The following is a 25,588-nucleotide window of genomic DNA, read 5'->3' on the forward strand; positions in this document are numbered from 1 at the left end:
CTAGCCTTCACATTTTTTCAGCTTTAAAAGAAACCAACTTTATTCCCTTGTAACTCTTGCGCTAAATTATAGGCTTGATGATCTGAAAACTTAGAGATGATATCGAGCACTTGCATAATATTGTCATAATGCGACATACCAAAATGTGCTCCTGAACGATGTAAAATAGACATCAATCGTTGCTCTTTAAAGCTCAAAGTTTTATTGGGTGTGGTCAGTGGAATAAAGGCATCCAAAATATTTTGCAAACTTTGGTGTGCAATAATTTCCAAACCTGCCTTATGCGGATGTTCAAAGATTTTATCACGAGCCAGTTCTTTGGCATGGTTAATCCCGATTTCAATATCTTCACTGCAATATTGCAATAAACTGCCTTTAAGTTGGCCAGACAAAATTTCATTATGATGACGTGCAAAAGCTGTAGTTACTTCTTCAACCAAACGCTTCATCACACGGCCACGCAAAGCGGCAATTTTCTGCTGCCAAGTGGTATCCGTCATCGCCAATTCGGCAGGTATGCCATAGTCACCGACCAAATCAAGGAAAATTGGCTCAACTTCGTTATAGTTCAACATGTTGAGGATAATGCCATCTTCAAGGTCAATTAAGGCATAACAAATGTCATCTGCGGCTTCAAGCAAATAGGTCAAAGGATGCCGACAGTAGTGATATTCACCCAGTTGAATTAAACCGAGTTGCTCTGCAATTTGCTGCAAGATGTCTTTTTCTGCTTGATAGCAGCCAAACTTGGCACGCTGACTGGCAGGCGTATTTCCTTGTGATGCAATGGTTTTGGATAGCCATGGGTATTTTAAATATGCACCTAAAGTTGCATAGGTTAAACGCATACCACCATCATTCGGATGATAATCAATTTTAGTCAGTAAACGTAAGCCTTGTGCATTACCTTCAAACTGACGAACATCGGCTTCTTCTTCTGGGCTTAAATCTTTTAAAAAGTCTGTATGTGATGCATCATCGAACCATTCGCGAATGGCATATTCACCAGCATGCCCAAAAGGCGGATTGCCAATATCATGTGCTAAACACGCGGCTTGAATAATCGCGCCAACATCGGCAGGCGAAATCCACATTGGCAATTCATCTTTAATTTTTTCCGCAGCCAACATGCCGAGTGAACGCCCGATACAAGACACTTCAAGTGAATGCGTAAGTCGGGTGTGAATACCATCGTGTTGAGTTAAAGGATGAACTTGGGTCTTGCGATTAAGCTGCCGAAAACTCTGCGAAAATATGATGCGGTCATAGTCTTTATGAAAAGGGCTACGTGCCTGTTCAGAACTGTGTTTATTGCTACCAATACGAACTGTAGAAAGAAGTTCAAGCCAACGCATTTGAGTCATTTATCGTTATTCAGTTATTTGCTGTATGCATGATGCCAAAATTACGTGCAATGCACTAGAGTGGCGCGTCATAGATTGACACTTTTCATGCGCTATTCTGTGTATAGCTTTGCGGAAATTCAGCTAGACAATGTCAATTTTTTGACACGGTTTAAAGCTGTTTTCGGGCATTGTAGATTTTTAAATAAAAATGCAGATAGAAACAGATGTCAAAACAACAGCCAAACATTTTATTAATTGTTGCAGATGATTTGGGATTTACCGATTTAGGCGCCTTTGGCGGGGAAATACAGACACCAAACTTAGATGCGATTGCGCTTGAAGGCCTAAGATTTACAAATTTTCATACGGCCTCGACCTGTTCGCCAACCCGTTCAATGTTGCTGTCTGGCACAGATCATCATTTGGCTGGTTTGGGATCAATGGCAGAAGCAATACGCCCAGAGCAAAAAGGGCAACCGGGTTATGAAGGTTATTTAAATGATCAAGTGGCCGCACTACCAGAACTGTTACAGGATGCTGGCTATTACACTGTTTTATCAGGCAAATGGCATTTAGGACTAACACCAGAGCGTTTTCCTGCACGTCGTGGTTTTGAGCGTTCATTTACCTTGTTACCTGGGGCTGCCAATCATTATGCATTTGAAGCGGATATTCCAGAAGAAGAGGTTCCGGGTTTACTTAAAGTCACCCGTGGTTTATATGCAGAAAATGATGAATATATAACATCAATCCCTGAAGATTTTTATTCTTCGGATTATTTTACTGAGCGTTTGCTTGGGTATTTGCAGGATGATTCGCAGCGTCAAGGACGTCCATTCTTTGCGTATTTGCCTTTTTCGGCACCGCACTGGCCACTTCAAGCACCACGCGAAGACATTGAAAAATACCATGGAAAGTATGATGCAGGCCCAGAAGCGCTTCGCCAAAAGCGTTTAGCCCGCGCGCGTGAGTTAGGTTTGGTGCATGCCGATGCAACGATTCATCCCGTATTAGCAAAAACAAAATTTTGGGATGAACTGGCAGATGCCGAAAAACAGCAATCTGCCCGAACGATGGAAGTGTATGCGGCCATGGTGGATCGTTTGGATCAAAACGTAGGACGGGTGATTGAGCACCTAAAACAAACTGGTGAATATGACAATACACTGATTATTTTCTTGTCTGATAATGGTGCAGAAGGCGCACAGCTGGAAGCTTTACCTGTATTTGGCCCCGATCTTTCGACGGTGATTGCTCAATACTATGACAATGCTTTAGATAATATTGGCAATGGCAATTCCTATGTTTGGTATGGTGAACATTGGGCGCAAGCTGCCACAGCACCATCGCGTTTATATAAAGCCCATACCAGTGAAGGTGGCATTCGTACACCTGCCTTTATTAAATATGCAGGTGTGAAACGCCAGCAAGGGATTAGTCATGAATTTCTTACCGTGATGGATTGGCTACCTACATTATTAGATGTATTGGAAGTACAGCATCCGGGGGCAACCTATAAAGGCCGTGACTTGGTGCCATTACGCGGTAAAAGTATTTTAGCGTATTTAAATCAGCAACAAGACCGCATACACGATGCAGACCACATTACGGGCTGGGAACTGTTTGGGCAAAAGGCACTGCGTAAAGGTGACTGGAAAGCGCTGTTTATCCCCGCGCCAAATGGGCCAAACAAGTGGCAGTTGTATAACTTGATTGAAGATGCGGGCGAAACAAATGACTTGGCCGAGCAATATCCAGAAAAACTGCATGAACTCTTAGAAGACTGGAAAGTTTATGTGAAAGAAAATGGCGTGATTGAGTTTGCAGATGCGAATGTTGCATTGAATAAATCTGCTTAATTAAAACTGCCACACAAAAGGGGGTTTTGAAAAAGGCTCCTTTTTTATGTCCACTACTTTGAGTAGCTTACTTAAAGTGTCTTTATCTTCATGTTGTGGCTCACTTAAAATTTCCATGAATAGATGGTAATAAAAAAGAGGGTTGAAAATGAAGATGAAGTATTTATTGGGATCATGTGTGCTGATCAGTTGTGGCTTTGCGCTAAGTGGATGTACTGCTATGCAAAAGCCAGTAGTTTCCAGCGTAGCAGTTCAACCTTCGCAAATCAGTTTAGACAGTACAAAAATGATGGCGCATTTAGATGCTTTTCAAAAAATTGCGACCAGCAATGGTGGTAACCGTGCAGTAGGTACAGCAGGTGGATTGGCTTCTGCACAATATATTCTTGAACAAGCCAAGAAAGCAGGCTTGCACGCGCAAATGTTGCCATTTGAAAATCGAGAAAAGACCGTTGGGCAAAATATTGTGATTGAGATTGAAGGGCAATCCAAAGATACCGCTGTGATTGTCGGCGCACACTATGATTCGGTGAAAATGGGGCCTGGGATTAATGATAATGCTTCAGGTGTTGCAGTATTGTTAGCATTATTACAAGACTATGCGAAGCAAAAGGTAAAACCTAAACACACACTATATCTTGCCTTTTGGGATTCGGAAGAGGTTGGTATTGCAGGTTCACAAACTTTTGTGAAATCACTCAGCGAGAAACAGCTTCAAGGCATTCAAGCCTATATCAATGTTGATATGGTGGGAACAAAGAATCCGAATATCATGATTGCCGATGGTGACCATTCATCAATTGGAGAAATGGCGGCACAGTTTAAAGCCAATGGACTTGCACAAAGTGATTATCAGCCAATTTTAGACAGCATGAGTCAATTACCTAAGCACCCGCAGGATGCTGCATTAGAACAAAGTATGCGTCAATATTTTAAAACCAATAATATGCAGATTAAAGATGATGTAACGACTTTAACAGCAAGCGATACTTTGCCATTTTTAGGGAAAGTTCCCGTTACTTCACTAATTTTATTTAATGAGCAAATGAAAGGTGATGAACTCGAATTTGCACCGTGCTACCACAAGGCTTGCGATACGATTGATGGTGTAGATGTAAACTCACTGAACTTAGCCCTTAATGTAATTCAACATCTATTGTCAGATTTGAATAAATAAAATGTTTCAATTTCAAATGTGAATTGATTTTAGTCTTTATGAATTTCAGGTTTAAATCTCACACATTTAGACCTGAAATTAATTTTCAAATATGATTTGAACGCTTGATTAAAAAGTGAGTTGTTGTTGAAAAATAAAACATTTTTATAGTTTGAATATTATTCTTAGGATGAAATGAAAAAATCAGATAATTTTGTGTTAATCTGTGCGACTAAATTCAATTTTATTATTTAAAAATAAAAGCATTATTGCCTAAACTTCCCGATATAAGCACTACAATTTCACTTTCACATCTAGCTGATTTAACTAATACACAGTAGAATATGCGCTCTCTCAAGTCACATTGTGGCATGGTCTTTTCGATCATCCCGTGGAGCCAAAATCAGCATGTTTATCGTTGCCGGTGCACCTGCACATTCTTCATTTAAGAAAACTCAACTATTATCACGTTTAACGTCAATTAGTTCTGTTCAATCAATTGAAAGTCAATGGGTTTACCTTTTTGACCAAGCGCTCAACGAGCAACAACAGCAATCCGCTTTACAGCTTCTCAACGATGGTCAATCTTTTGAATTGCACCAAGCAGCAAGTGACGAAGTCCAAATTTTAGTGACGCCACGTGTTGGAACCATCTCTCCGTGGTCGTCTAAGGCAACAGACATTTTTGCCAACTGTAATACACCGGTTCATCGCCTTGAACGCGGTGTTTTGTTTACTTTGAAGGGCGTAAATGCTGTTTCTGATGAAGTAAAACTAGCATTACATGATCGCATGACTGAAAGCGTTTTTAATGCTATTGAAGATGCTGCGGCACTTTTCTCTGAAACTGAACCAAAGCCTTTAAACTCAATTGATATTTTGGGTCAAGGTAAAGAAGCGTTGGTGAAAGCTAACTCTGAATTTGGTTTTGCGCTTTCTGATGAAGAAATCGATTATTTAACCGATGCTTTCACAAAAATGGGTCGCAACCCGCATGACATCGAATTGATGATGTTTGCCCAAGCGAACTCAGAGCATTGCCGTCACAAAATTTTCGGTTCTGAATGGACAATTGATGGTGAAGTTCAACCATTGTCATTGTTCCAAATGATTAAAAACACCTATAAAGAATCACCTACAGATGTATTGTCGGCATATAAAGATAACGCTTCTGTAATTGTGGGTTTTGACACACAACGCTTCTATCCAAAGCAAGATGCTGAAACAGGTCACCATGTTTATAAGTATAAGAGCCAAGCTGCTCACATTCTTATGAAAGTGGAAACCCATAACCATCCGACAGCGATTGCTCCATTTGCTGGTGCAGCAACAGGTTCGGGCGGTGAAATCCGTGACGAAGGCGCAACAGGTCGTGGCGGTAAGCCAAAAGCAGGTTTAACAGGTTTTACCGTATCTAACTTGAACATTCCGGGCTTTGAACAGCCTTGGGAAGAAAACTACGGCAAACCATCTCGTATGGCATCTCCACTTCAAATTATGATTGAAGGCCCATTGGGCGGTGCAGCCTTTAACAACGAATTTGGTCGTCCTGCTTTAAATGGTTACTTCCGTACATTTGAACAAAATGTCAATGGCGATGTAAAAGGCTTCCATAAGCCAATTATGATTGCCGGCGGTTACGGTAACATCCGTCCTGATCATGTAGAAAAAGATGCAATCCAACCGGGCGATCTTTTAATCGTACTTGGCGGTCCTGCAATGTTGATCGGTCTAGGCGGTGGCGCAGCGTCTTCTGTAGACAGCGGTAAGTTGGGTGAAAACCTAGATTTCGCTTCTGTACAACGTGAAAACCCAGAAATGGAACGCCGTTGCCAAGAAGTCATCGATGCTTGCTGGCGTATGGAAGATCATAACCCAATCGTGTCTGTACATGACGTAGGCGCGGGCGGTATCTCAAATGCAATGCCTGAACTTGTGAACGATCACGAGTTAGGTGCGGTACTTGATCTGCGTAAAATTCCATCGCTTGAAAAAGGCATGTCTCCGATGGAGATCTGGTCGAATGAAGCGCAAGAACGTTATGTTTTGGCGATCCGTCCATCATCTTTAGAACTCTTTGAATCACTGTGTGCACGTGAGCGTTGTCCGTTTGCGGTATTGGGTGAAGCGACTGAAGCGCGCCATTTAACCGTTGAAGATCCATTGTTTGAAAACAAAGCTGTGGATATGCCAATGCAAGTGATGCTTGGCGGTACACCACGCATGAGCCGTTCATACGAAACCATTGAACGTAAAGGCGATGACTTCACTGCTGAAACAGTAACAGATTTGAAAGATGCGATTTATCGCGTTCTTAAGAATCCAACTGTTGCATCTAAATCGTTCCTCATCACCATTGGTGACCGTTCGATTACAGGTATGGTTGCACGTGATCAGTTCGTCGGTAAGTGGCAAGTGCCTGTAGCGGATGCTGCAGTAACAACGACTAGCCTTGTTGGTTATACAGGTGAAGCGATGGCAATGGGTGAGCGTCCACCAGTTGCGTTGTTGAATCCTGCTGCTTCTGCACGTTTATCTGTAGCAGAATCAATTTCAAACATCATGTCTGCAAAAATCGACCAGATCAGTGACATTAAATTGTCTGCAAACTGGATGGCTGCAGCAGGTCAACCGGGTGAAGACCAAGCGCTATTCGAAGGCGTTAAAGCCATCGGTATGGAAATGTGTCCTGCTTTAGGTATCGCAATTCCTGTAGGTAAAGACTCATTGTCTATGCGTACAACTTGGAATGATGACGGTGTTGATAAATCTGTAACATCTCCTATGACAGGCGTGATCACTGCATTTGCACCTGTGACTGATGTTCGCAAAACACTTACACCTGAACTTAAAAATATCGAGTCTGTACTGGTACGTATTGATTTGTCTAAAGGTCAATTCCGTCTTGGCGGTTCGATCCTTGCTCAGGTTTATAAAGCAATTGGTTCTGTAACACCTGACGTAGACAGCTTCGATGACTTCAAAGCATTCTTTGCATTGGTTCAAGACTGGAACAACCGTGGTCTAATCAAGGCTTACCATGACATCGGTGATGGCGGTCTATTGGCAACTGTTGCAGAAATGATGTTCGCTTCACGCCTAGGTGTAGCACTTGAAGATCAATCTGTTGAATCATTATTTGCAGAAGAAATTGGTGCAGTATTGCAAATTTCGAAAGCAGATTGGGCAACACTTGAAGCTGAAGTTGCAGCATCTAGCTTAAAAGATGCGATTGCAGTGGTTGGTACAGTGAACAGTACAGATCAATTGTCTGTAAATGGTCTTGTATTTGAGCGTGCAGACTTGCAACAAGCATGGACTGAAGTGTCTTATCAAATCCAACGTCTGCGTGACAACGTAGAAACTGCGGATCAAGAATATGCGTTAATCGCTAACAAATCACATGCAGGTTTAATTGCAAAACCAACATTTGATTTGAACGAGCCTATCGAAGCACCGTACATCAATGAACGCCGTCCAAACATGGTGATTCTGCGTGAACAAGGTGTAAACGGTCATGTAGAAATGGCTGCTGCATTCGATAAAGTCGGCTTCAACACTGTAGACGTACACATGAGCGACTTGCTTGCTGGCCGTATCAGTCTTGATGACTTTGAAGGCTTAGTGGCATGTGGCGGTTTCTCTTACGGTGACGTATTGGGCGCAGGCGGCGGTTGGGCTAAATCTGTATTGTTCAATCCTAAACTTCGTGACCAATTTGAGAAATTCTTTAACCGTGACGAAACATTCTCCCTAGGTATTTGTAACGGCTGTCAAATGCTGTCTCAGCTTGCACCATTAATTCCAGGTGCAGACGCTTGGCCTCGTTTCCACCGCAATACTTCAGAGATGTTTGAAGCTCGTGCAGTCAACGTACGTGTTGAAAAATCTAACTCTGTATTGTTAGAAGGTATGGAAGGTTCGATTCTTCCTATCGCTGTTGCACATGGTGAAGGCCGTGTGGTTGCTAGCGCGGAAAACATTGCAGCATTGAATGCTGGCGATCAAGTGATCTTGCGTTATGTAGATAGCCAAGGCAACCCAACGCAGCATTACCCAATGAACCCGAATGGTTCGCCAGAAGCGATTTCAGGTGTAACGTCTAAAGACGGTCGTGCAACGATTATGATGCCGCACCCTGAACGTAACTTCCGTGCGATTCAGCATTCTTGGAAACCAGAAGATTGGGATCAAGACGGTGCTTGGTTACGTATGTTCCGTAATGCACGTAAATTTATTGGTTAATCTTAGATAGATGAATCATAGAAAAGAGCCGCCTTCGGGTGGCTTTTTTATGGTTAAAATTTACCAAAAGATATATTAATTATTGTGAATGCTTATTTTTACACATATAATCGCTTTCGATTTTTAACCACCTGCGGGTGGTTTTTTGTTGGTTTTAAATTTTTATTTCTCCCACTGAACTTGGTTTAGATTTTGCTTTTATATTTGTGGAAACATGCTAGTGTGTAATTTATGCACAATAACTATGCAAGATTAAAGACTAGCAAGATAAAAGAAAGATGGATAACTAAACGAGTTCAGTATCAACACTCATGATGAGGTGATGACATGATTAAAATAGTAGAATATTCGGCAGTGGATAAGTCTGCGCTGCGTAAAAAGGGCTGGAAGCTTTTTAGTGCAGTCGTGTGTTTGCAGTTGGTGTTTTTAGTTTTGGGTTATGCTTTGCAGATGTAATATTTGAACAATTGAAACCGCCGTGAGGCGGTTTTTTATGTAAACTAATGCATAATTAAAAAACTGCAAAAATTAATAATGAGCTTTAAACAATTTGTATTATTAAAAGATATAAAAATATTTTTACTTTTAGGCTTTATGTTTCCGTCAACATTGTTAAGTGGGTGCTTTCCTATTTTAAAAACGAAGCATCCGAAAATTAATATAACTGTTATCAATGATCAAAATGAAAAGTTGGACGATGCAGAAGTATTTTTAAATCTTACAACATGGCAAGGCAAGTCTTTTACTGAATCTACATTAAAAAAAACACAGGACGGAATTGCTACATTTTCTGCAGAGAAAAGTTTGCAATTTATTCATATATTTCCAGCAAAATATAGTTGGTCGATTTGCGTTTATAAAAATGGATATAGTCAAAATAGTTTTGTGCCAAAAAGTTCAAATAATCGAACACAAAATTTAGTATTGTTGTTAGATAAAGCTGAAATAGGTGTAGAAAAAAAACAACATTGTTGGAAAGAAAAATCCTAAAATATTGAATTAATAAAACCACCCGAAGGTGGTTTTTTTGATTAAACAGCCAATTGAATCTGTTTTAACACCGCCTTCAACGTATTTTCATAATCAAAAGCAGCATTAGTACTGTCTTGGTATCGCCAAGCGACATAACCATCTGGACGAACTAAGACAGCGCCTGATTCATGAATTTCAGATTTCGCATTCCATGTACCATAAACGTCACGGTATTCACGAGAACCAACTTGAATAACATCCAAATAAGGCAAATCCAAAGCTTCTGTAGCTTGCTTCCAGCCTTTGCCAGACAAGCCCGTAATTAAGGTAAAACGCCCTTTGCCTGTGATGTCTAAGGTTGAAATTTTTTGGCCTTTGGTATTAATCAACCATGTATGCGGAACTTTTGCTCCCGGACGTGTGGTCGCTTGTAAATACAGTTGTTGGTCTTTTTCAAATACTTCAGGTTCAGATTCAACCATCACTGCATTGGACGTATAACGTTGATTCAACTCTACACCTTGGGCATTAAACTCAAAGTTTTTAATTTCTAAGGCTTGATATAGCTTTTGACGAATTTCTGTAGCTTGTTCATCTTCCGCAAAAATACGTTGCATCATTTGAGCTTGAGTTGTGATGCCTTGGTCAAAACCAAATACCTCTTTGAGATGCTTATAGTCAAAGCGAGATTGATTGGCACGCGCCACGATTTGCTTGCCGACAGGTGCACGCTCAGTGGTATAAGATTCAAGTAGAGCAGGAGCAGCCCAACCTTTGATGGCATACGCCAATTTCCAACCCAAGTTAAACGCATCTTGCATACAGGTATTTGAGCCTAAGCCACTTGATGGTGGATGACGATGTACCGCATCACCACCGCAGAACACACGGCCTTTAGAATATTCAGTTGCCCACGTTTGGTTTACATACCAATAGGATAATTTTTGAATTTCGACATTTTCTACTTCAGCACCGACAAAGGCATTTAAACGCGCACGAACTTGCTCTTCGGTGACTTGTGGTTCGCCTTTGGAAATATCAAAGCCCCAACCCATAATCCATTCATTCCAAGGTGTAATAGCACGGAGTAAGCCCATGCCCAAATCACCAAAGCTCGCTTCAGGGTTAACAATCCATTGCAAAATAGCAGGGCGGTGTTGCACGTATTTGGAAAGATCAGCTTTAAAGGTTACATAGACTGTACCTGCACGAGACATCACCCCTTCAAGGGGTAAATCAAGCTGTTCAAGGACTCTGGATTTTGCCCCATCCATACCGACCAAATATTTGGCACGTAAGCTGAATTCAGTTTGGGTAATACGATTTAAAAAGGTTGCTGTTACACCATGCTCATCTTGCACATGGGACAAATATTCAGTATTAAAATTATAAATTGCACCACGTTCAGCCGCATTTTTTACCAACAAAGCTTCCATTTTCGGCTGAATGAGATCGACCAATGGACAAGGACTGCCTTTAATATAATCGCCATGACGTTCATCACCGGTTCCCCAAGCACTCATACGGGCAATTTCTTCACCGACAAGGCTCGTGGTAATGAGGCTTTCACCCATCTGTTCCCAAGGCGTTGCAATTTTTTTGACCTGTTCTTCGATACCTAAGTCACGTAACACTTCCATCGCACGTTGGTTGGTAATATGGGCACGAGGACTATTGGCTAACCAATTAAATTGGGTAAAAAGCTGAACCTGAATACCGTAATTTGCCAAGGCTAAACCTAAAGTAGAACCTGCAGGCCCTGTGCCAATAATCAGAACATCGGTATCGTATTGCTGTGTCATACAAAACTCCATGTGTATGTGAAGCGCAAACTTGGAATAGTCCGCAGTCTAGGCAAATGATTTTCCGAGTAGAATGGATATTCATATAAACTATAGATCTATTGGTATTTTGACTGCATGACACGGGTGATGTAGTGAGTGTGTGGAGTGAAGCGAATGGAATTACGACATTTACGTTATTTTGTGACGGTGGCGAAAGAACAGAGTTTCACTAAGGCAGCGGAAAAACTATTTACAGCACAACCATCGCTCAGTCAGCAAATTAAAGACTTAGAGCAGGAGGTTGGGGTGCAATTATTTGAACGTTCTGCCCGAAAAGTCTTACTGACCGATGAGGGGCAGGCTTTTCTGAAATATGCAGAGCAAGCACTAGAAAATGCCAAACAAGCTATAGCAGCAGCTCGCCACGTGGCGCAAGCCAAAAATAATCAAATACATATTGGCTTTTTAAATGTCGCAGAATTGAAAATTATGCCGAGTATTTTGGCGCAATTAAAACAATATATCCCTGATTTGAAAATTCATTTACATAGCTTGACGTGTACAGAGCAGATTCAAAAACTAAAAAATACTGAATTGGATATTAGCTTTACTCGTTATCACTTAAGTCATGACGACTTTACCAATATTCAGGTTTTAAGTGAGCAGATCTATCTAGTCGGTGCAGCGCATCTGCATCCATCAGATCGAATCTTAAAACTTCAAGAATTAAAAAATCACACCATTATTATGTGTGAGCAAAATGCTTCTCCTGTTTTTTACGATACCTTAAATGCCTTGATTCCTTTTGATCAGCATCAACATGATCATATGCTGTCGGTAACAAATGTCATGCAGCATTTAAATTTGATTAATATGGGCATGGGCCTGAGTTTTGTGCCCGAATATTTACTCAAGTTTTTAAATGATTCGGTTAAAGTCATTCAAACAGATGTGGAATTACCGAAACTAGGTTTATATGCAACCTATCCGCATGCATCGAATAATGTTGCATTGAAAATGATTTACAGTGCTTTAAATAATGTAACTGCACAATAGCGTCTGGAATAGCCAATGTTAAAACTGATTTATTATGTACCTGAGTCTCACCTAGAGTCGACTAAACTGGCTGTTTTTGAAGCAGGAGCAGGTGGTATTGGTAACTATGAACACTGTGCTTGGCAAGTTTTAGGGACGGGGCAATTTAAACCTGTAAAAGGTGCAAATCCTTTTATAGGTGAGTTGGATCAGCTTGAATCTATCCCTGAATGGCGTGTGGAAACCATAGTGCCTGAAGATAAAGCGAGTGAGGTCGCAAGGGCTTTAAAAGTAAGTCATCCTTATGAAGAGCCAGCATTTGAGTTTATTCAAATGGTGGATATTCAATTTTAATGATGCTTTTAAATTTTTAAGTTATAGAAAAAAGTAGATACACGAAGGGTGACATGGATGTCACCCGTTAGACAGAGATTCAAGGATGAATCTTCTGTCTAACAAGGGATTTTGGTTACTTTGATCCTTCAAAGTAACGTAATACCTACGCGTTATACACTAAAGTCACGTAGCTAATTGAGGTTGTGAGTATTCAATTGAAAGCAAGTTAAACCTTCTGAATAAATAAATCACGATCAAAACGATACTGCGGGAAGAATACACCATCTTTAGCACGTTCACCTGCACCAATCACCATCACTGGGTATTGCTGAGCATTTAATCCTAAAATCTTCTTCACCAAAGGTTCATCAAAACCTTCCATCATACAACTGTCAAAACCATAGGCGCGTAAAGCCAAAACTAAGTTTTCACAAGCCAATGCTGTAGTTTTGCTCGCCCAAAGTTTAGCATCTGCTTCATTAAATGCTGTTACAGGCAATTGTTTATCCAGTGTACGTGCAACTTTGAAAGCAACTTTCTTAAAGTTACCTAGGGCGTTGAAGTAACCAGTTTTATAGTTATAAGGAATAAACTTGTAATACTTCTGTACCGCTGCAGGTGCTTCAGGAAATGGAAATTCCGAAATATTCCGTTTTGCCATTTCATCTACACGGTCGGTACGCGCGACACAGACAATCAATTCAGCAGCAGTTTTTGCAGCTAATTGCCCTAAACAAGCTTTCACCAATTGTTTTTTCTTTGCGGGATTCTGAACGACATAGAATGTCCACGGTTGTAAATTCGATGAATTGGGTGCAAGCAAGGCGAGGTCTAAGCATTCATCTAAAACGTCGTTTGGAATGGCCTTGTCGGTAAACTTACGTACAGAACGACGGCTTTGTACAACTTTTTTAAAATTCTCGATATCGATGCCTTCAGGCGCAGGCTCGTAGTAGCGTTTCTTTTCAGGTTTAGTTTCAGTTTGTGATACTGCAGTCATGTGGAAACATCCAGTTTTTTAATTTAGAAAATAGATTGGGGCTGAGATGAAAAAAACCACCCAAATATGAGTGGTTTTTTAGTTCCATTACAAATTAATTGAACTGAGAGAAGTCAGGTTTACGTTTTTGCATAAAGGCTGCAACAGCTTCCATCATTTCTGGAGAGCCTACTCGATCCATGAAAATTTCAGCTTCATGGTCAATCCATGCCACGATTTCATCTACATTATGTTTCATTAATGCTTTTGATTGAACCAAAGATGCTAGTGGAAGTGCAGATAACTGTGCTGCTTTTTTCGCAGCTGTCGCATAAGCATCTTCTTCAATGCTATTGACCAAATTTGCTGAAAGCGCTGTCGCACTATCAAACTTCTGAGCAGTTAACAGTAATTCCGCCGCTTTATGGTAGCCGGCTTGTTGAACCAATAGCTTGCTCGATGCACCTTCAGGCGATAGACCAAGGCTCACAAACGGAATTTGGAATAGGGCAGTATTGTCGCTGTAGACAAGATCGCAATGAAGCAGAATCGTAACACCAATCCCAATGGCAACACCGCGAACCGCAGCAATCAGCGGCTTAGAAAATTGAGCAGCAGATTTTAACAAAATAAAAGGTGCGCCTTCTGAAGCTGGAGCTTGTCCTTTTTGAGCAGCAGATTTCATAAAATCTTGCATGTCATTGCCCGCACTGAAGTCTGCATCTTGACCACGGAGTACAACTACACGCACTGAAGTATCCTGATCAGCTTCATCTAATGCTTTTGCAATCCACAGATATAATTCTGTATACAGCGCGTTCTTCGCCTGAGGTCGGTTAATGGCTAAGGTCAGTACGCCATTGTCCAAATTCGCATTCAAATGTTCATGGGGTTGTTGAATACAGCTCAGTGTCATCGTACTATCCTTGCGTAAAAGTTTCGTTTTGATTTTATGCTCGACATTATGTCGCATATTTCAGCCTGTGGCACAACTGCTCAGTTCATAAAAAGTTTGATTTGATATGAAATATACATTTGATTATTTGGTTTTCATTGGGCGTTTTCAGCCGTTCCATTTAGCACATCTGCAAACCATTAAAATTGCCTTACAACAAAGTCAGTATGTGCTTTTAGCACTGGGTTCAGCGCAAAATGAACGTAATATCAAAAATCCATTTTTAGCGACAGAACGTGAGCGAATGATCTTGTCGAATTTTTCAGAGCAAGATCAGAAGCGAATCAAGTTTGTGCATGTGATAGATGTATATAACGATGAAAAATGGCAAAAGTTAGTCAAATCTTTGGTAAATGAGGTGGTTGAAACGAATGCAAAAGTCGGTTTGATTGGGCATTTTAAAGATGATTCTTCTTATTATTTAAAATTCTTCCCCGAGTGGGAAATGGTTGAGCTGGATAGTCTAGAAGGGGCGATCTCTGCGACACCGTTACGCGAGGCGTATTATCGTGGTGAAATTCAGCATGATGCTTTTCCTCAAGGTACCGTCGAATTTTTGCAAAAATTTCAACAGACAGACATTTATAAACAACTTCAACACAAATTTATGACTCAGGATAAAACAAATCTGCTATAAAAAAACGCTAAAATTTCTAGCACTACAATGGAGCAAAAAAATAAACGTTGTAGTGATTTTAGGCTGTGTTTTATTCAGGAGAAAAACATGAATTTGCGTCACGGAACGTTAGCAAAATATATGGGAGCCTTCGCTTTATGCTGCGTATTGCCCCTACATGCTGCTGAGTGGACGCTCACGCCTAATAGTCAGGTCACTTTTGGCATTAAATCTGTGGGGCTGTCTATTGTAGAAGGCCGCTTTAATAAGGTTCAATCGAATCTTAAGTTTGATCCTGAAGTTCCGCATAAAGGTTCAGCGCATTTACTGTTAGATGTAGATAGCATCAGTTTTAGTAACCCAAGCTTAAAGGGATTAATCTTGGGCAGTGAATATTTTGATGCCGCTGAATTTAAGCAAGTGAAGTTCGTTAGTAAACAAATCGAACCAGTGGCATATGCGAAGTATATGATTCGAGGGGATCTCACCATTCGTGGTATCACTAAGCCTGTGATCTTCGATACCACACTCACCCCAAGTCCGCAAAATCCAAAAGTGTTGGATGTTCAATCTTTAGCAATCATTAAGCGTAGTGATTTTGGTATGCGTAAAGCACTCGGTGGAGTAGGTGAGCAAGTATTGATACAACTCAAAGGCCAATGGCGACTTGAATAAACCCAGTCTTATTGGATTTAACTCATATGATCTTTGGCATGTTGCAGCACAACAGCAGTCAATTTTTGTAATTGAACAGATTGTTGGTTCCAGTGATGCCAATACAAGGCTAAATCAATACTGAGTTCCGTTGAAAGCTCTATCAATTTTCCCACTGCTAATAAGTCTTTACTTTGATAGTCGGGTAACCATCCGTAGCCCAAGCCCATCGTAATGGCATCAAAAAATGCTGTTGAAGAGGGAATGAAATGATGTGGATATTGTGAAGGATTGAGTCCGAAATTTTTCTGAATCGATTGCGTATGCAGGTCATCCTTCTCATTAAAAATCAGTGCAGGCGCAGCCCTTAACGCATTTCGCGTCACACCTTGACCGAACCATCTTTGGATAAAATCAGGGGTTGCTACAAATCGATAATGCATTTCTCCCAGATATTCTGCAACGCAGCCTTTCATGGCTTCTGATTCTGTTGTAACACAGGCATTGACCAGTCCTGCTTCTAATAAATGATGTGTTTGTGACTGATCATCGACCTGAAAATGAATCACGATTTTTTCTTCAATTAAGAGATCTTTGAGTAGCGGAAGCAACCATGTCGCAAGTGAGTCAGCATTGGTTGCAATATTGACTTGATAGAAAGCATTCGCTGTTTGTCCTGTTAGATTTTGCAGAAAATTATGTTCTAGTAATTTGCTGTGTTGTAAATAATGCAATAAAGATTGGCCCGCGAGCGTTGGGCGGCAAGGTCGTTCACGCACAATGAGTACATGACCTAATTTCTTTTCTAAGGTTTGCAGCCTGAGTGTGACCGCAGATGCCGTAATGTTTAAACGTAGTGCCGCTTGTTCAAAGCTTCCTGTTTCTGCAACCGCAAGAAATGCTTCACTATGTTTGCTTTGTAACATGAGTCACCTATGAGCATTAGAAATTCTATAAACTAAGAAAAACTTAGTTATATTGATATTTATTTATAAATACTTATTTTTAGCAATAAGCTTGGATAATAGCAACATTCATTTAAAGCTTTGAAAGTGTAGTTAAAAATGTTGCACAGTTATATGCAAGGGCTCGCAATTGGATTTAGCCTAATTATCGCGATTGGTGCGCAAAATGCGTTTATTCTCAAGCAAGGGTTAAAAAAGCAGTATGTCTTTTGGCTCTGCGCTATTTGTGCTGCTTCTGATTCGATACTCATCTTATTGGGAGTGCTCGGATTCTCCCAATTGGTTGAAAGTCATCCGGAAATTGTCAATGCAGCGAAATATTTGGGCGCAACGTTTTTAGCAGTTTATGGGGTACAGCATTTTCTGCAAGCCTTTAAAACTTCGAGCAGTTTAGCGCCCAGTGAGAAGAATGAAACCAAACTATTGAAGTTGGTACTAATCTGCTTGGCTTTAACATGGTTAAATCCACATGTATATCTTGATACGGTTGTGCTGATTGGGTCTATTTCCACGAAGTTTGAATCGACCGCAGTATATTTTGCGATTGGGGCAATTACAGCTTCATGGGTATTTTTCTTTGTCCTCGGTTTTGGTGCGCGCTATTTATTACCGCTTTTCCAAAGTGCAAAGGCATGGAAAGTTTTAGACTTTATTATTGGCGTTGTGATGTGGGGAATTGCAGCCTCATTATTGCTCTAGTTAGAAGCTTCTTATTAAGTTTGAGCCCATTCCTAAAGGAGCGGGCTCAAATCATTACTGTTATGCTGCTTGTAGTGCTTTTAAATCTTCTAAGACTTGTTCTGCATGGCCTGCAGCTTTGACTTTGCGATATTCTTTTACCAGCTTGCCATGATGGAAAATAAAGGTTGAACGTTCGATGCCCATAACCTTTTTGCCATACATATTTTTTTCTTTAATCACGTCAAAATGCTGACATAGCACTTCTTCTTTATCACTGATTAAATCAATGCTTAGATTTTGCTTTTCAGTGAAGTTTTGATGGGCTTTAACCGAGTCACGAGAAATGCCGTAGATTGGGGTATTAAGCGCATCAAACTGATCTTTTAAGCATGAAAACCCAATGGCTTGCGTCGTACATCCTGGTGTTGAATCTTTAGGATAGAAGTAGACGATCAGCCAGTCATTGTTGACTTCTGCAAGGTTGACTTCACCTGAGGTGGTTGGGAAGGTTTGATTTGGTAAGCTAATTTCAGTCATGAAGATTTCCTTTTTCATGTCTTATCCCTAAACGGGCTTAAACAAAGTATGTGAAATATGACCATCATACAGAATTTACTTTGAACTTAAAGCAATAAAAAAGCCTGCAATTGCAGGCTTTTTTGAGACGAAAAATTATTTTTTCGCTTGAGCTGATTTCATTGCTTCTTCAGTTAAAGTTTTTAATTTACCTGTTAACTGAGGACCGAAACATGCTTGAAGGTCTTTATTTTGTTTTTGAACAAAAGCGAGTGTTGCAGGGCTTTTCTTCTGGTTGATTGTGCTTTGGATTTCCCATTTTTGAGCATTGGTTAAACGACCATCTGCTTCAACAGCACAAGTACAGTATTTGCTAACTTCAGCGGCAGTTAGTTTTTTACCTTTGCCAGTTTCTTCTTTACAAACATTAATTAACGAAGATTTTACGTTAGTGCTCTTATATGCTTGTTGAAGCTTGTCGTTGTCAGCGTGTGCAACTGAAGCAAACAACGCAGCTGCAGAGAAAGCAGCAGAAAGAATAATGTTTGATTTTAAATTTTTCATAAACCCTACCTTGTTATTTCGGTATGTAACGTGTCGGATCTTCAACACCTGCGTCAACGAAACCTTGTTTACGAAGACGGCAGCTATCGCATTTACCGCAAGCACGACCTTGGTCATCTGCTTGATAGCAAGACACCGTTTGACTGTAGTCTACGCCATGTTCTATACCTAAGCGAATGATATTTGCTTTGGATAAATGTAACAGAGGTGTTTCAAATTTAAGTGGTTTTCCTTCAACGCCAACCTTCGTTGCAAGGCGAGCCATGTTGGCAAATGCTTCGATAAACTCTGGACGGCAGTCTGGATAGCCTGAGTAATCAACTGCATTGATACCAATGACAATTGCTTCTGCACCAAAAACTTCCGCCGCAGCTAAAGCATATGACAAGAAAATAGTGTTACGCGCTGGTACATAAGTTACAGGAATACCGGCTTGTTCATGATCAGGAACTTCAATGCTATGGTCAGTTAACGCAGAGCCACCTAAGTTACCTAAATCGATATTAATGACACGATGTTCTACACCAGCCTGCTTAGTTAACTCACGAGCAGCATCCAGTTCTGTTGTAGAACGTTGACCATACATAAAACTTAAGGCGATACATTCATAACGTGCTTGAGCCCAAGCTAAACAAGTGGTTGAGTCTAAGCCGCCAGACAATAAAACTATGGCACGAGGGCGCATATGCATTACTCCAAATAATTCTTTAAAACTTAACGACCAGTTTCATCGTTCCAAAGCAATTTATGTAATTGCAATTGGAAGCGAACAGGGAGATGGTCTTCTAAAATCCATTGTGCTAAATCACGTGCAAGCTGAGGTAAGCGAACAGCGCCTTTCTCAACGGCAAAGGCCGGAGAGAACCAAATAGTGCTGACCTTTTCGTTTAGCTTATAGCGCTCAACTTGCTGTTTTGACCATTCATAGTCTTCACGATTACAAATCACAAATTTGATCTGATCATGCGCTGTTAAATGGTCGAAGTTGCTAAGCAAGTTTCGTGCAACTTCACCCGATGTCGGGGTTTTTAAATCCATAACCTTTGAAACACGTGGGTCAACTTTAGACACATCTAAAGCACCGCTGGTTTCTAAAGAGACTTCGCAGCCTAAATCGGCCAGACGAGTCATGAGGGGAAGGGCGTTCGGTTGAGCAAGCGGCTCACCACCCGTCACGCAAATATAAGGGGTTTTAAAATCTAAAGTAGTTTGAATAATTTCTTCTAATGATTGGCGCTCACCGCCTTCAAACGAATAGGTTGTATCACAATAAGTGCAACGTAACGGACAGCCCGTTAAGCGGATAAAGACCGTAGGCAAACCTGCGGTATTGGCTTCACCTTGCAATGAATAAAAAATCTCCGTAATACGTAAACCCGCAGACGGATCAGAAACAGGAATAGCGGAAGATCGAAGGGTACTCATAACAAAATTAACCAGATATAAAAAAACAAAAAATCTCTACGATTATTGCTAACCGTAGAGACGAGGAGCGATAGAAGCTCCACGGAACAAGAATGCTCCGCTGAAATAAAAACTTAGTCTTCGCGTAATAATTCGTTCAAGCTTGTTTTCGCACGAGTTTTCGCGTCAACTTTTTTAACGATTACTGCAGCATATAGGCTGTATTTGCCGCATTTTGAAGGCAGGCTACCAGAAACCACAACAGAGCCAGCAGGAACACGGCCGTAATGGATTTCGCCAGTTTCACGGTCATAAATTTTAGTCGATTGACCAATGAATACACCCATTGAAATCACAGAACCTTCTTCTACGATCACACCTTCAACGATTTCAGAACGCGCGCCGATAAAGCAGTTGTCTTCAATGATTGTTGGATTCGCTTGAAGTGGTTCAAGAACGCCACCAATACCAACGCCACCAGATAAGTGAACATTTTTACCAATTTGAGCACATGAACCAACAGTTGCCCATGTATCAACCATTGTACCTTCATCAACATATGCACCAATATTGACATATGAAGGCATCAATACAACATTTTTTGCTTGGAAAGAACCTTTACGTGCTACAGCAGGTGGTACTACACGTACACCTGCAGCTTTAAATTGTTCTTCAGTCCAGTCAGAGAACTTAGTATCAACTTTGTCATAGAAGCGTAAGTCACAAGCTTCCATTGGTTTGTTGTCGTTCAATTTGAATGAAAGCAAAACGGCTTTTTTCACCCATTGATGAACAATCCATTCACCATCAATTTTTTCAGCAACACGTAATGTACCGTTATCTAGGCCAGCGATCACTTCTTCTACTGCTGCACGTATTTCAGCAGGACAGTCAGCTGCAGTGAAATTAGCACGGTCTTCAAACGCTTGTTCAATGATTGTTGAAAGCTGAGACATGTTCTTCCATCCAGAAAAAAATTTTCCAAGATTTTACACTAAATCGAGTTAAAAATAGATGGTAAATCGGCCTAGGATCGGAATTAATTATTAAGCAAGCACTAAAACCAAGAAATTAAGAGTGATGAATTTAGCATTTTCATAAGGTTTGTATAAAAAATACGCAAAATATACAGAATTGTTCCTTAACATCATTATTATATTTAAAAAAATGAAACAAAAACTCTTTATTAATCAATATTAAAATCTAAATGTATCAAAAGTTAACAAAAAATCAGTAAATTTGCATAAATGTTGAGCTGTGTTTCCTTTTAACATGTGCCATATAACAAGTCTGTAAAATCTGAATAACAGTTTATTTTGAGGAGAAACACATGAAATCATTACGTTTATTAACAGTAGCTGCTCTACTTACTGCTGCAGGTACTGCAATGGCAGATACCTCTGTAGTTCATGATGGCTATGCATTTGATCAAAACCAACTTATCCCAACTGGCGCTCGTCTAGAAGTGGGTACGACTGGTTATGGTGGTGCGTTACTTTGGACTGCGAACCCATACGTCGGCCTTGCATTAGGTTATAACGGTGGTGATATTTCATGGTCTGATGACTTATCTGTCGATGGCGTAAAATACGACATGGATATGGATAACAAAGTTGGTTACTTAAATGCAGAAGTTCGTCCTTGGGGTGCAAGTGCTAATCCATGGGCTCAAGGTCTTTATGTTGCTGCGGGTGTAGGTTATATCGACACTGAATATGGTTTGAAATCTACAGCGAAAAGCGGTGAAATCGAAATTGATGGTAAAGAAACTTCTTTCGAACGCCTAAACGGTAAAGTGTCTTACGATAACGATATCGCACCATACCTAGGTTTTGGTTTTGCACCAAAATTAAATAAAAACTGGGGCGTATTCGGTGAAGTAGGTGCTTATTACACTGGTAACCCAACTGCAAAATTAACGGCTGTTGGTGGTACTGCTGCTGACCGCGAATTACTTGCTGACCATGAACGTAGCATCGAACAAGATGACAAATATGAATGGCTTCCAGTAGGTAAAGTAGGTGTGAGCTACCATTGGTAAGTTCTTACTGAAACAAAAAAAACGAGCTTCGGCTCGTTTTTTTTTTTTGAAAGCGTTTAAAATCTGTGACCAAATTTCAGACCATAGATCATGGCATCATTGTCTGAGACACTTGCAAGACCTGAAATATGAGATGTTTCAGTATTTGATGGTTTTGAGAGTTTCAGATAATACAAGCCAGTTGCTAGAAAATTGTTCGGGTTAAATTTATGCATCATACCTAAACCTAAACCTCGATAGCCATCACTTGGGTTTAAGGTAGACGCCGCATTTCCTGTCCCGTTGTCCCAAATAAATTCTGCAGCAGCGAGCCAACTCGGATTCAATTGATGTGCAATGCCCAACTTTCCTGACCATTGATCTTTTTGATATTCCACCAATTGGATATCAGCTAAATCACGGTATTGTGGATCGAGTGCTGCGTATTGAAGCACGGCATTAAACTGCGGTGGCTGAATGTTGAAATCTTTCCAATTAATCCACCGAACTGTGCCATATACAACATTGTATGGGCTAATGGCTGTTTGAAATTCAAAATTGACGCTTTGTGGCGTTTGAATGGAGGTATGGGTGTCTGGTACTAATTGAAAAGGACCATTTGAATATAAAGTTGATTCAAAGGTCTTATTTTCATGTTTGATTGTTGAACGATAGGTTAGGCTAGTTTTAATAGCATATTCAGGGATTTGATAACTGAATCCGAGCAGCCAACCAAGCGCTTCATCTTGTTTAAAATCGGCATGGTAGCCATTGAGAGCAGCATATTGTTGCCCAGAAATTTTTAAATCACCTTTAAATGTTTGTAGGCTTAAACCGCTATAAATATTCCAATTATTATTGGGTTGATAGCCTACCAGTCCAGTTAGGTTATGCGTTCTAAAGTTAATATCGGCGCTTTCAATATCGATATTTGAGCTATCTGGTAAGCGAGGACTATATTGATAACTGATATCAGTATGAAAAGGTTGCTCATAAATTAGTCCCGCAGAAATATTTTCATGTGCTTGAATTTTGAGTGCCAATTTCCCAGAAAATTGTTGATGGGCGAGATTCCCTGTAGAAAAATCAGTTACGCCTAGTTCACTAATTGAAGCTTGGTTCTGCACTTTCCCGTCAATTTGAGCATCAACATAAGCGAAACTGGCTTCAGTATAATTTCCGGGTTCAAGAAAGGCCGAGATCGATTGATCCGAGTTTTCTATCCCTGCTGCATACATGATTTGTATGGGGCAGACGATACCGACTGCCACTGCGACGAATTGATTTTTCATAAAGTCCTGGCTTATGGGTCGGAAGTAATGAGGTTTTAATTTTTATTGTGTTGGATGTATTTTAATCACAATTAAAAATAAAGCCAAGAAAACCTAGATAAAATATGTGTTTACCAAAAAAAGAGGACAGTAGGTGTCCTCTTTAATTCGTTAATTGGTCTATCAGTCTTCTGGGTAAGCGACTTTTTTCAACGCTTTGATGTCAGCATCTGGTGAACATAAAGAAATAAACTCATAGCCATAACCGCGTAGTAAATGTCCTTTGCGAACAGCAATCCAAGTGGTATTAACACCAAAAATATCGGTAGGAATCTGTTTTAAACGGTAATCTCGTTCTGGGTCATATGCCACATCGTTGACAATACCCACTCCCATATTAAGTTCAACATAGGTTTTAATAACGTCTGCATCAAGTGCGGACATCACGATATCAACATCAAAGCCTGAATCTTCAAAGGCTTTATCAATTTTTGAACGACCTGTAAAACCACCGTGATAGGTAATAATTGGATAGTTCGATAAATCTTCAATGGTGATATTTGATTTTTGGGTCAGTGGGTGCTCTTTAGGCGTAATGATGCTGTGTTGCCAGTTGTAGTAAGGCACGCTTGCCAGGTTATCTTCATTGGTTAATGATTCGGTTGCGATCCCGATATCCGCTTCACCTTGAAGGAGCATTTCTGTAATTTCAATAGGGCTTGCTTGTTGCAAAATTAGATGAACTTTTGGAAATTCTTTTTTAAATTGGTTCACAATCGGCGGCAAGACATAACGTGCTTGCGTATGTGTGGTCGCAATCGTCAATGTCCCTTCATCTACTTTGTTGAAGTCATCTGCTAGACGTTTAATATTGTCTGCATCTACAAGCATGCGTTCAACGATACCCAATAATGACTGGCCTGGTTCGGTTAAACCGAGTAAACGTTTACCTTTACGGATGAACAGCTGTACACCAAGTTCATCTTCTAGATCTTTGATGTGTTTACTCACGCCTGACTGCGAGGTGTAAAGTGCAGCAGACGCTTCTGTTAAATTAAAATTCTGACGTACTGTTTCTCGAATAATTCTTAATTGTTGGAAATTCATAATTTTATTTTACCTTAAAAGCAAGTGGGGCTTGTGAAGGCCCCAACTTATTGTTTTATGCAACTTGGTTTTCAAATAAATGCAAGTTCGTTGCACTTAACCATACCGTTTGATTTGGGCGGAATTGATGTGCTTTCGCTTCATCAGCCGTTAATGAAATTTCGATCAGATTGCCTTGGCGGTCATGCAGTTCAGCAATGACTTTACCTGCAATCCAAAGCTCACGTACAAAAGTCGCTTGGATGGCATTTTCTTGCGGCTGTGCATGAATACGCAGTTCATCCGGACGAGCAAAGGCAATGACATTGCCTTGCGGTGCATTGGCATTTTGTGGCAACAAAATTCGGTCTTCACCAATTTGAAAAAGGCCATTGCTATTTTGACCTTCAAAACGGTTGGCTTGACCTAAAAAGTCAAATACAAACGGTGTTGCAGGTTTTTCATAAACTTCACGCGGCGAGCCAATCTGTTCTACGTTGCCTTTATTCATCACAATGATTTGATCGGCCACTTCAAGCGCTTCTTCTTGGTCATGGGTCACGAAAATAGAGGTGATGTGGAGTTCGTCATGCAAGGTACGTAACCAGCGGCGTAATTCTTTACGAACTTTGGCATCCAATGCACCAAAAGGTTCATCCAGTAATAACACACGCGGTTCAACCGCTAAAGCACGTGCTAGTGCAATACGTTGACGTTGACCACCTGAAAGTTGAGCAGGGTAACGGTCAGCCAAGAAACCAAGCTGAACAAGATCAAGCAAACGAGTAACCCGCTTTTTGATCTCGGCTTCAGATGGGCGTGTTGCACGTGGGCGTACACGTAAACCAAAAGCAATGTTGTCAAATACGGTCATATGGCGGAACAGTGCATAATGTTGGAATACAAAACCAACTTCACGTTCACGGACATGAACTTTAGTGGCATCTTCACCTTCTAGAATGACTTGACCGCTATCGGCAGATTCAAGTCCTGCAATGATACGGAGCAGGGTGGTTTTGCCACAGCCTGATGGGCCAAGCAGCGCAACGAGCTGACCATCTGGGAAATCTAAAGAGATATTTTTAAGTGCATGGAATGCACCAAAGTGTTTTTCAATATTTTTTACTTGAATACTCATGAGGTC

The 25,588-nt window shown here is 40.6% G+C and carries 24 protein-coding genes; 11 read left to right on the forward strand and 13 right to left on the reverse strand.

Annotation, left to right across the window (positions count from 1 at the left end; translation table 11 throughout):
• Nucleotides 1–23: 23 nt before the first annotated feature.
• Nucleotides 24–1,364, reverse strand: coding sequence for a deoxyguanosinetriphosphate triphosphohydrolase (locus tag AC25JC_RS10020; protein ID WP_180114995.1), 1,341 nt, complete (start codon nucleotides 1,362–1,364; stop codon nucleotides 24–26).
• A gap of 206 nt (nucleotides 1,365–1,570) precedes the next feature.
• Here AC25JC_RS10020 and AC25JC_RS10025 point away from each other — a divergent pair, with 206 nt between their 5' ends.
• From AC25JC_RS10025 to AC25JC_RS10045, 5 genes are all read left to right on the forward strand, one after another.
• Nucleotides 1,571–3,205, forward strand: a complete 1,635-nt coding sequence (locus AC25JC_RS10025; protein ID WP_180114996.1) for an arylsulfatase — start codon at nucleotides 1,571–1,573, stop codon at nucleotides 3,203–3,205.
• A 148-nt stretch (nucleotides 3,206–3,353) separates the two neighbouring features.
• Entirely contained in the window at nucleotides 3,354–4,382 is a 1,029-nt protein-coding gene (locus AC25JC_RS10030; RefSeq protein ID WP_486923965.1) for a M20/M25/M40 family metallo-hydrolase, read from the forward strand.
• Nucleotides 4,383–4,769: 387 nt separating this feature from the next.
• Complete coding sequence (gene purL, locus AC25JC_RS10035; protein WP_486923966.1) at nucleotides 4,770–8,606, forward strand: phosphoribosylformylglycinamidine synthase; 3,837 nt, start codon at nucleotides 4,770–4,772, stop codon at nucleotides 8,604–8,606.
• A 327-nt stretch (nucleotides 8,607–8,933) separates the two neighbouring features.
• Nucleotides 8,934–9,062, forward strand: coding sequence for a KGW motif small protein (locus AC25JC_RS10040; protein ID WP_257223223.1), 129 nt, complete (start codon nucleotides 8,934–8,936; stop codon nucleotides 9,060–9,062).
• A 78-nt stretch (nucleotides 9,063–9,140) separates the two neighbouring features.
• Entirely contained in the window at nucleotides 9,141–9,596 is a 456-nt protein-coding gene (locus AC25JC_RS10045; protein WP_180023331.1) for a hypothetical protein, read from the forward strand.
• 41 nt (nucleotides 9,597–9,637) lie between these two features.
• On the opposite strand, the gene AC25JC_RS10050 is transcribed toward AC25JC_RS10045, so the two are convergent.
• Nucleotides 9,638–11,380: an FAD-dependent monooxygenase gene (locus AC25JC_RS10050; protein WP_486923967.1), complete on the reverse strand. Its 1,743-nt coding sequence runs from the start codon at nucleotides 11,378–11,380 to the stop codon at nucleotides 9,638–9,640.
• A gap of 156 nt (nucleotides 11,381–11,536) precedes the next feature.
• Here AC25JC_RS10050 and AC25JC_RS10055 point away from each other — a divergent pair, with 156 nt between their 5' ends.
• Together AC25JC_RS10055 and AC25JC_RS10060 are read left to right on the forward strand one after the other, a co-directional pair.
• The gene (locus AC25JC_RS10055) at nucleotides 11,537–12,418 is read left to right on the forward strand and encodes a LysR family transcriptional regulator (protein WP_180115001.1); all 882 of its coding nucleotides are present in this window, start codon (nucleotides 11,537–11,539) and stop codon (nucleotides 12,416–12,418) included.
• Nucleotides 12,419–12,433: 15 nt separating this feature from the next.
• Entirely contained in the window at nucleotides 12,434–12,751 is a 318-nt protein-coding gene (locus AC25JC_RS10060) for a YqfO family protein (RefSeq protein ID WP_180171298.1), read from the forward strand.
• Nucleotides 12,752–12,959: 208 nt separating this feature from the next.
• Here the strand turns inward: AC25JC_RS10060 and AC25JC_RS10065 are convergent, their stop codons facing one another.
• On the reverse strand, nucleotides 12,960–13,733 hold the full coding sequence (locus AC25JC_RS10065) for a nitroreductase family protein (protein WP_078192029.1): 774 nt from the start codon (nucleotides 13,731–13,733) through the stop codon (nucleotides 12,960–12,962).
• A gap of 94 nt (nucleotides 13,734–13,827) precedes the next feature.
• Nucleotides 13,828–14,628 (reverse strand): enoyl-CoA hydratase-related protein, encoded by an 801-nt coding sequence (locus AC25JC_RS10070; protein WP_078192396.1) that lies wholly within the window; start codon nucleotides 14,626–14,628, stop codon nucleotides 13,828–13,830.
• Between the two features lie 106 nt (nucleotides 14,629–14,734).
• Between AC25JC_RS10070 and AC25JC_RS10075 the strand changes: the two genes are divergently transcribed.
• Both AC25JC_RS10075 and AC25JC_RS10080 read left to right on the forward strand, forming a co-directional pair.
• Complete coding sequence (locus AC25JC_RS10075; RefSeq protein WP_486923968.1) at nucleotides 14,735–15,304, forward strand: nicotinate-nicotinamide nucleotide adenylyltransferase; 570 nt, start codon at nucleotides 14,735–14,737, stop codon at nucleotides 15,302–15,304.
• Nucleotides 15,305–15,391: 87 nt separating this feature from the next.
• Nucleotides 15,392–15,958, forward strand: coding sequence for a YceI family protein (locus AC25JC_RS10080; protein WP_486923969.1), 567 nt, complete (start codon nucleotides 15,392–15,394; stop codon nucleotides 15,956–15,958).
• A 17-nt stretch (nucleotides 15,959–15,975) separates the two neighbouring features.
• Here the strand turns inward: AC25JC_RS10080 and AC25JC_RS10085 are convergent, their stop codons facing one another.
• The gene (locus tag AC25JC_RS10085; protein ID WP_486923970.1) at nucleotides 15,976–16,863 is read right to left on the reverse strand and encodes a LysR family transcriptional regulator ArgP; all 888 of its coding nucleotides are present in this window, start codon (nucleotides 16,861–16,863) and stop codon (nucleotides 15,976–15,978) included.
• Nucleotides 16,864–17,001: 138 nt separating this feature from the next.
• Between AC25JC_RS10085 and AC25JC_RS10090 the strand changes: the two genes are divergently transcribed.
• Nucleotides 17,002–17,601 (forward strand): LysE/ArgO family amino acid transporter, encoded by a 600-nt coding sequence (locus tag AC25JC_RS10090; RefSeq protein WP_486923971.1) that lies wholly within the window; start codon nucleotides 17,002–17,004, stop codon nucleotides 17,599–17,601.
• 60 nt (nucleotides 17,602–17,661) lie between these two features.
• Here AC25JC_RS10090 and AC25JC_RS10095 read toward each other — a convergent pair whose 3' ends face one another.
• From AC25JC_RS10095 to dapD, 5 genes are all read right to left on the reverse strand, one after another.
• Nucleotides 17,662–18,120 carry a peroxiredoxin gene (locus tag AC25JC_RS10095; protein WP_180007697.1) on the reverse strand — a complete coding sequence of 153 codons (459 nt, stop codon included), beginning with the start codon at nucleotides 18,118–18,120 and terminating at the stop codon, nucleotides 17,662–17,664.
• 135 nt (nucleotides 18,121–18,255) lie between these two features.
• Nucleotides 18,256–18,663 (reverse strand): hypothetical protein, encoded by a 408-nt coding sequence (locus tag AC25JC_RS10100; protein ID WP_078190350.1) that lies wholly within the window; start codon nucleotides 18,661–18,663, stop codon nucleotides 18,256–18,258.
• A gap of 13 nt (nucleotides 18,664–18,676) precedes the next feature.
• Nucleotides 18,677–19,348 (reverse strand): 7-cyano-7-deazaguanine synthase QueC, encoded by a 672-nt coding sequence (gene queC, locus AC25JC_RS10105; RefSeq protein WP_078190349.1) that lies wholly within the window; start codon nucleotides 19,346–19,348, stop codon nucleotides 18,677–18,679.
• 29 nt (nucleotides 19,349–19,377) lie between these two features.
• Nucleotides 19,378–20,088 carry a 7-carboxy-7-deazaguanine synthase QueE gene (gene queE / locus AC25JC_RS10110; RefSeq protein ID WP_180111169.1) on the reverse strand — a complete coding sequence of 237 codons (711 nt, stop codon included), beginning with the start codon at nucleotides 20,086–20,088 and terminating at the stop codon, nucleotides 19,378–19,380.
• A 113-nt stretch (nucleotides 20,089–20,201) separates the two neighbouring features.
• Complete coding sequence (dapD, locus tag AC25JC_RS10115; RefSeq protein WP_249680155.1) at nucleotides 20,202–21,023, reverse strand: 2,3,4,5-tetrahydropyridine-2,6-dicarboxylate N-succinyltransferase; 822 nt, start codon at nucleotides 21,021–21,023, stop codon at nucleotides 20,202–20,204.
• Nucleotides 21,024–21,397: 374 nt separating this feature from the next.
• On the opposite strand from dapD, the gene carO reads away from it, so the two are divergent.
• Complete coding sequence (carO, locus tag AC25JC_RS10120; protein WP_180023341.1) at nucleotides 21,398–22,108, forward strand: ornithine uptake porin CarO; 711 nt, start codon at nucleotides 21,398–21,400, stop codon at nucleotides 22,106–22,108.
• 56 nt (nucleotides 22,109–22,164) lie between these two features.
• On the opposite strand, the gene AC25JC_RS10125 is transcribed toward carO, so the two are convergent.
• The 3 genes from AC25JC_RS10125 to AC25JC_RS10135 form a co-directional block, all read right to left on the reverse strand.
• Complete coding sequence (locus AC25JC_RS10125) at nucleotides 22,165–23,379, reverse strand: OmpP1/FadL family transporter (protein WP_180115006.1); 1,215 nt, start codon at nucleotides 23,377–23,379, stop codon at nucleotides 22,165–22,167.
• 162 nt (nucleotides 23,380–23,541) lie between these two features.
• On the reverse strand, nucleotides 23,542–24,465 hold the full coding sequence (locus AC25JC_RS10130; RefSeq protein ID WP_078192020.1) for a CysB family HTH-type transcriptional regulator: 924 nt from the start codon (nucleotides 24,463–24,465) through the stop codon (nucleotides 23,542–23,544).
• A 55-nt stretch (nucleotides 24,466–24,520) separates the two neighbouring features.
• Nucleotides 24,521–25,582, reverse strand: coding sequence for a sulfate/molybdate ABC transporter ATP-binding protein (locus tag AC25JC_RS10135; protein WP_180048716.1), 1,062 nt, complete (start codon nucleotides 25,580–25,582; stop codon nucleotides 24,521–24,523).
• Nucleotides 25,583–25,588: the final 6 nt, after the last annotated feature.

The sequence above is a fragment of the Acinetobacter sp. P37 genome (assembly GCF_057480965.1).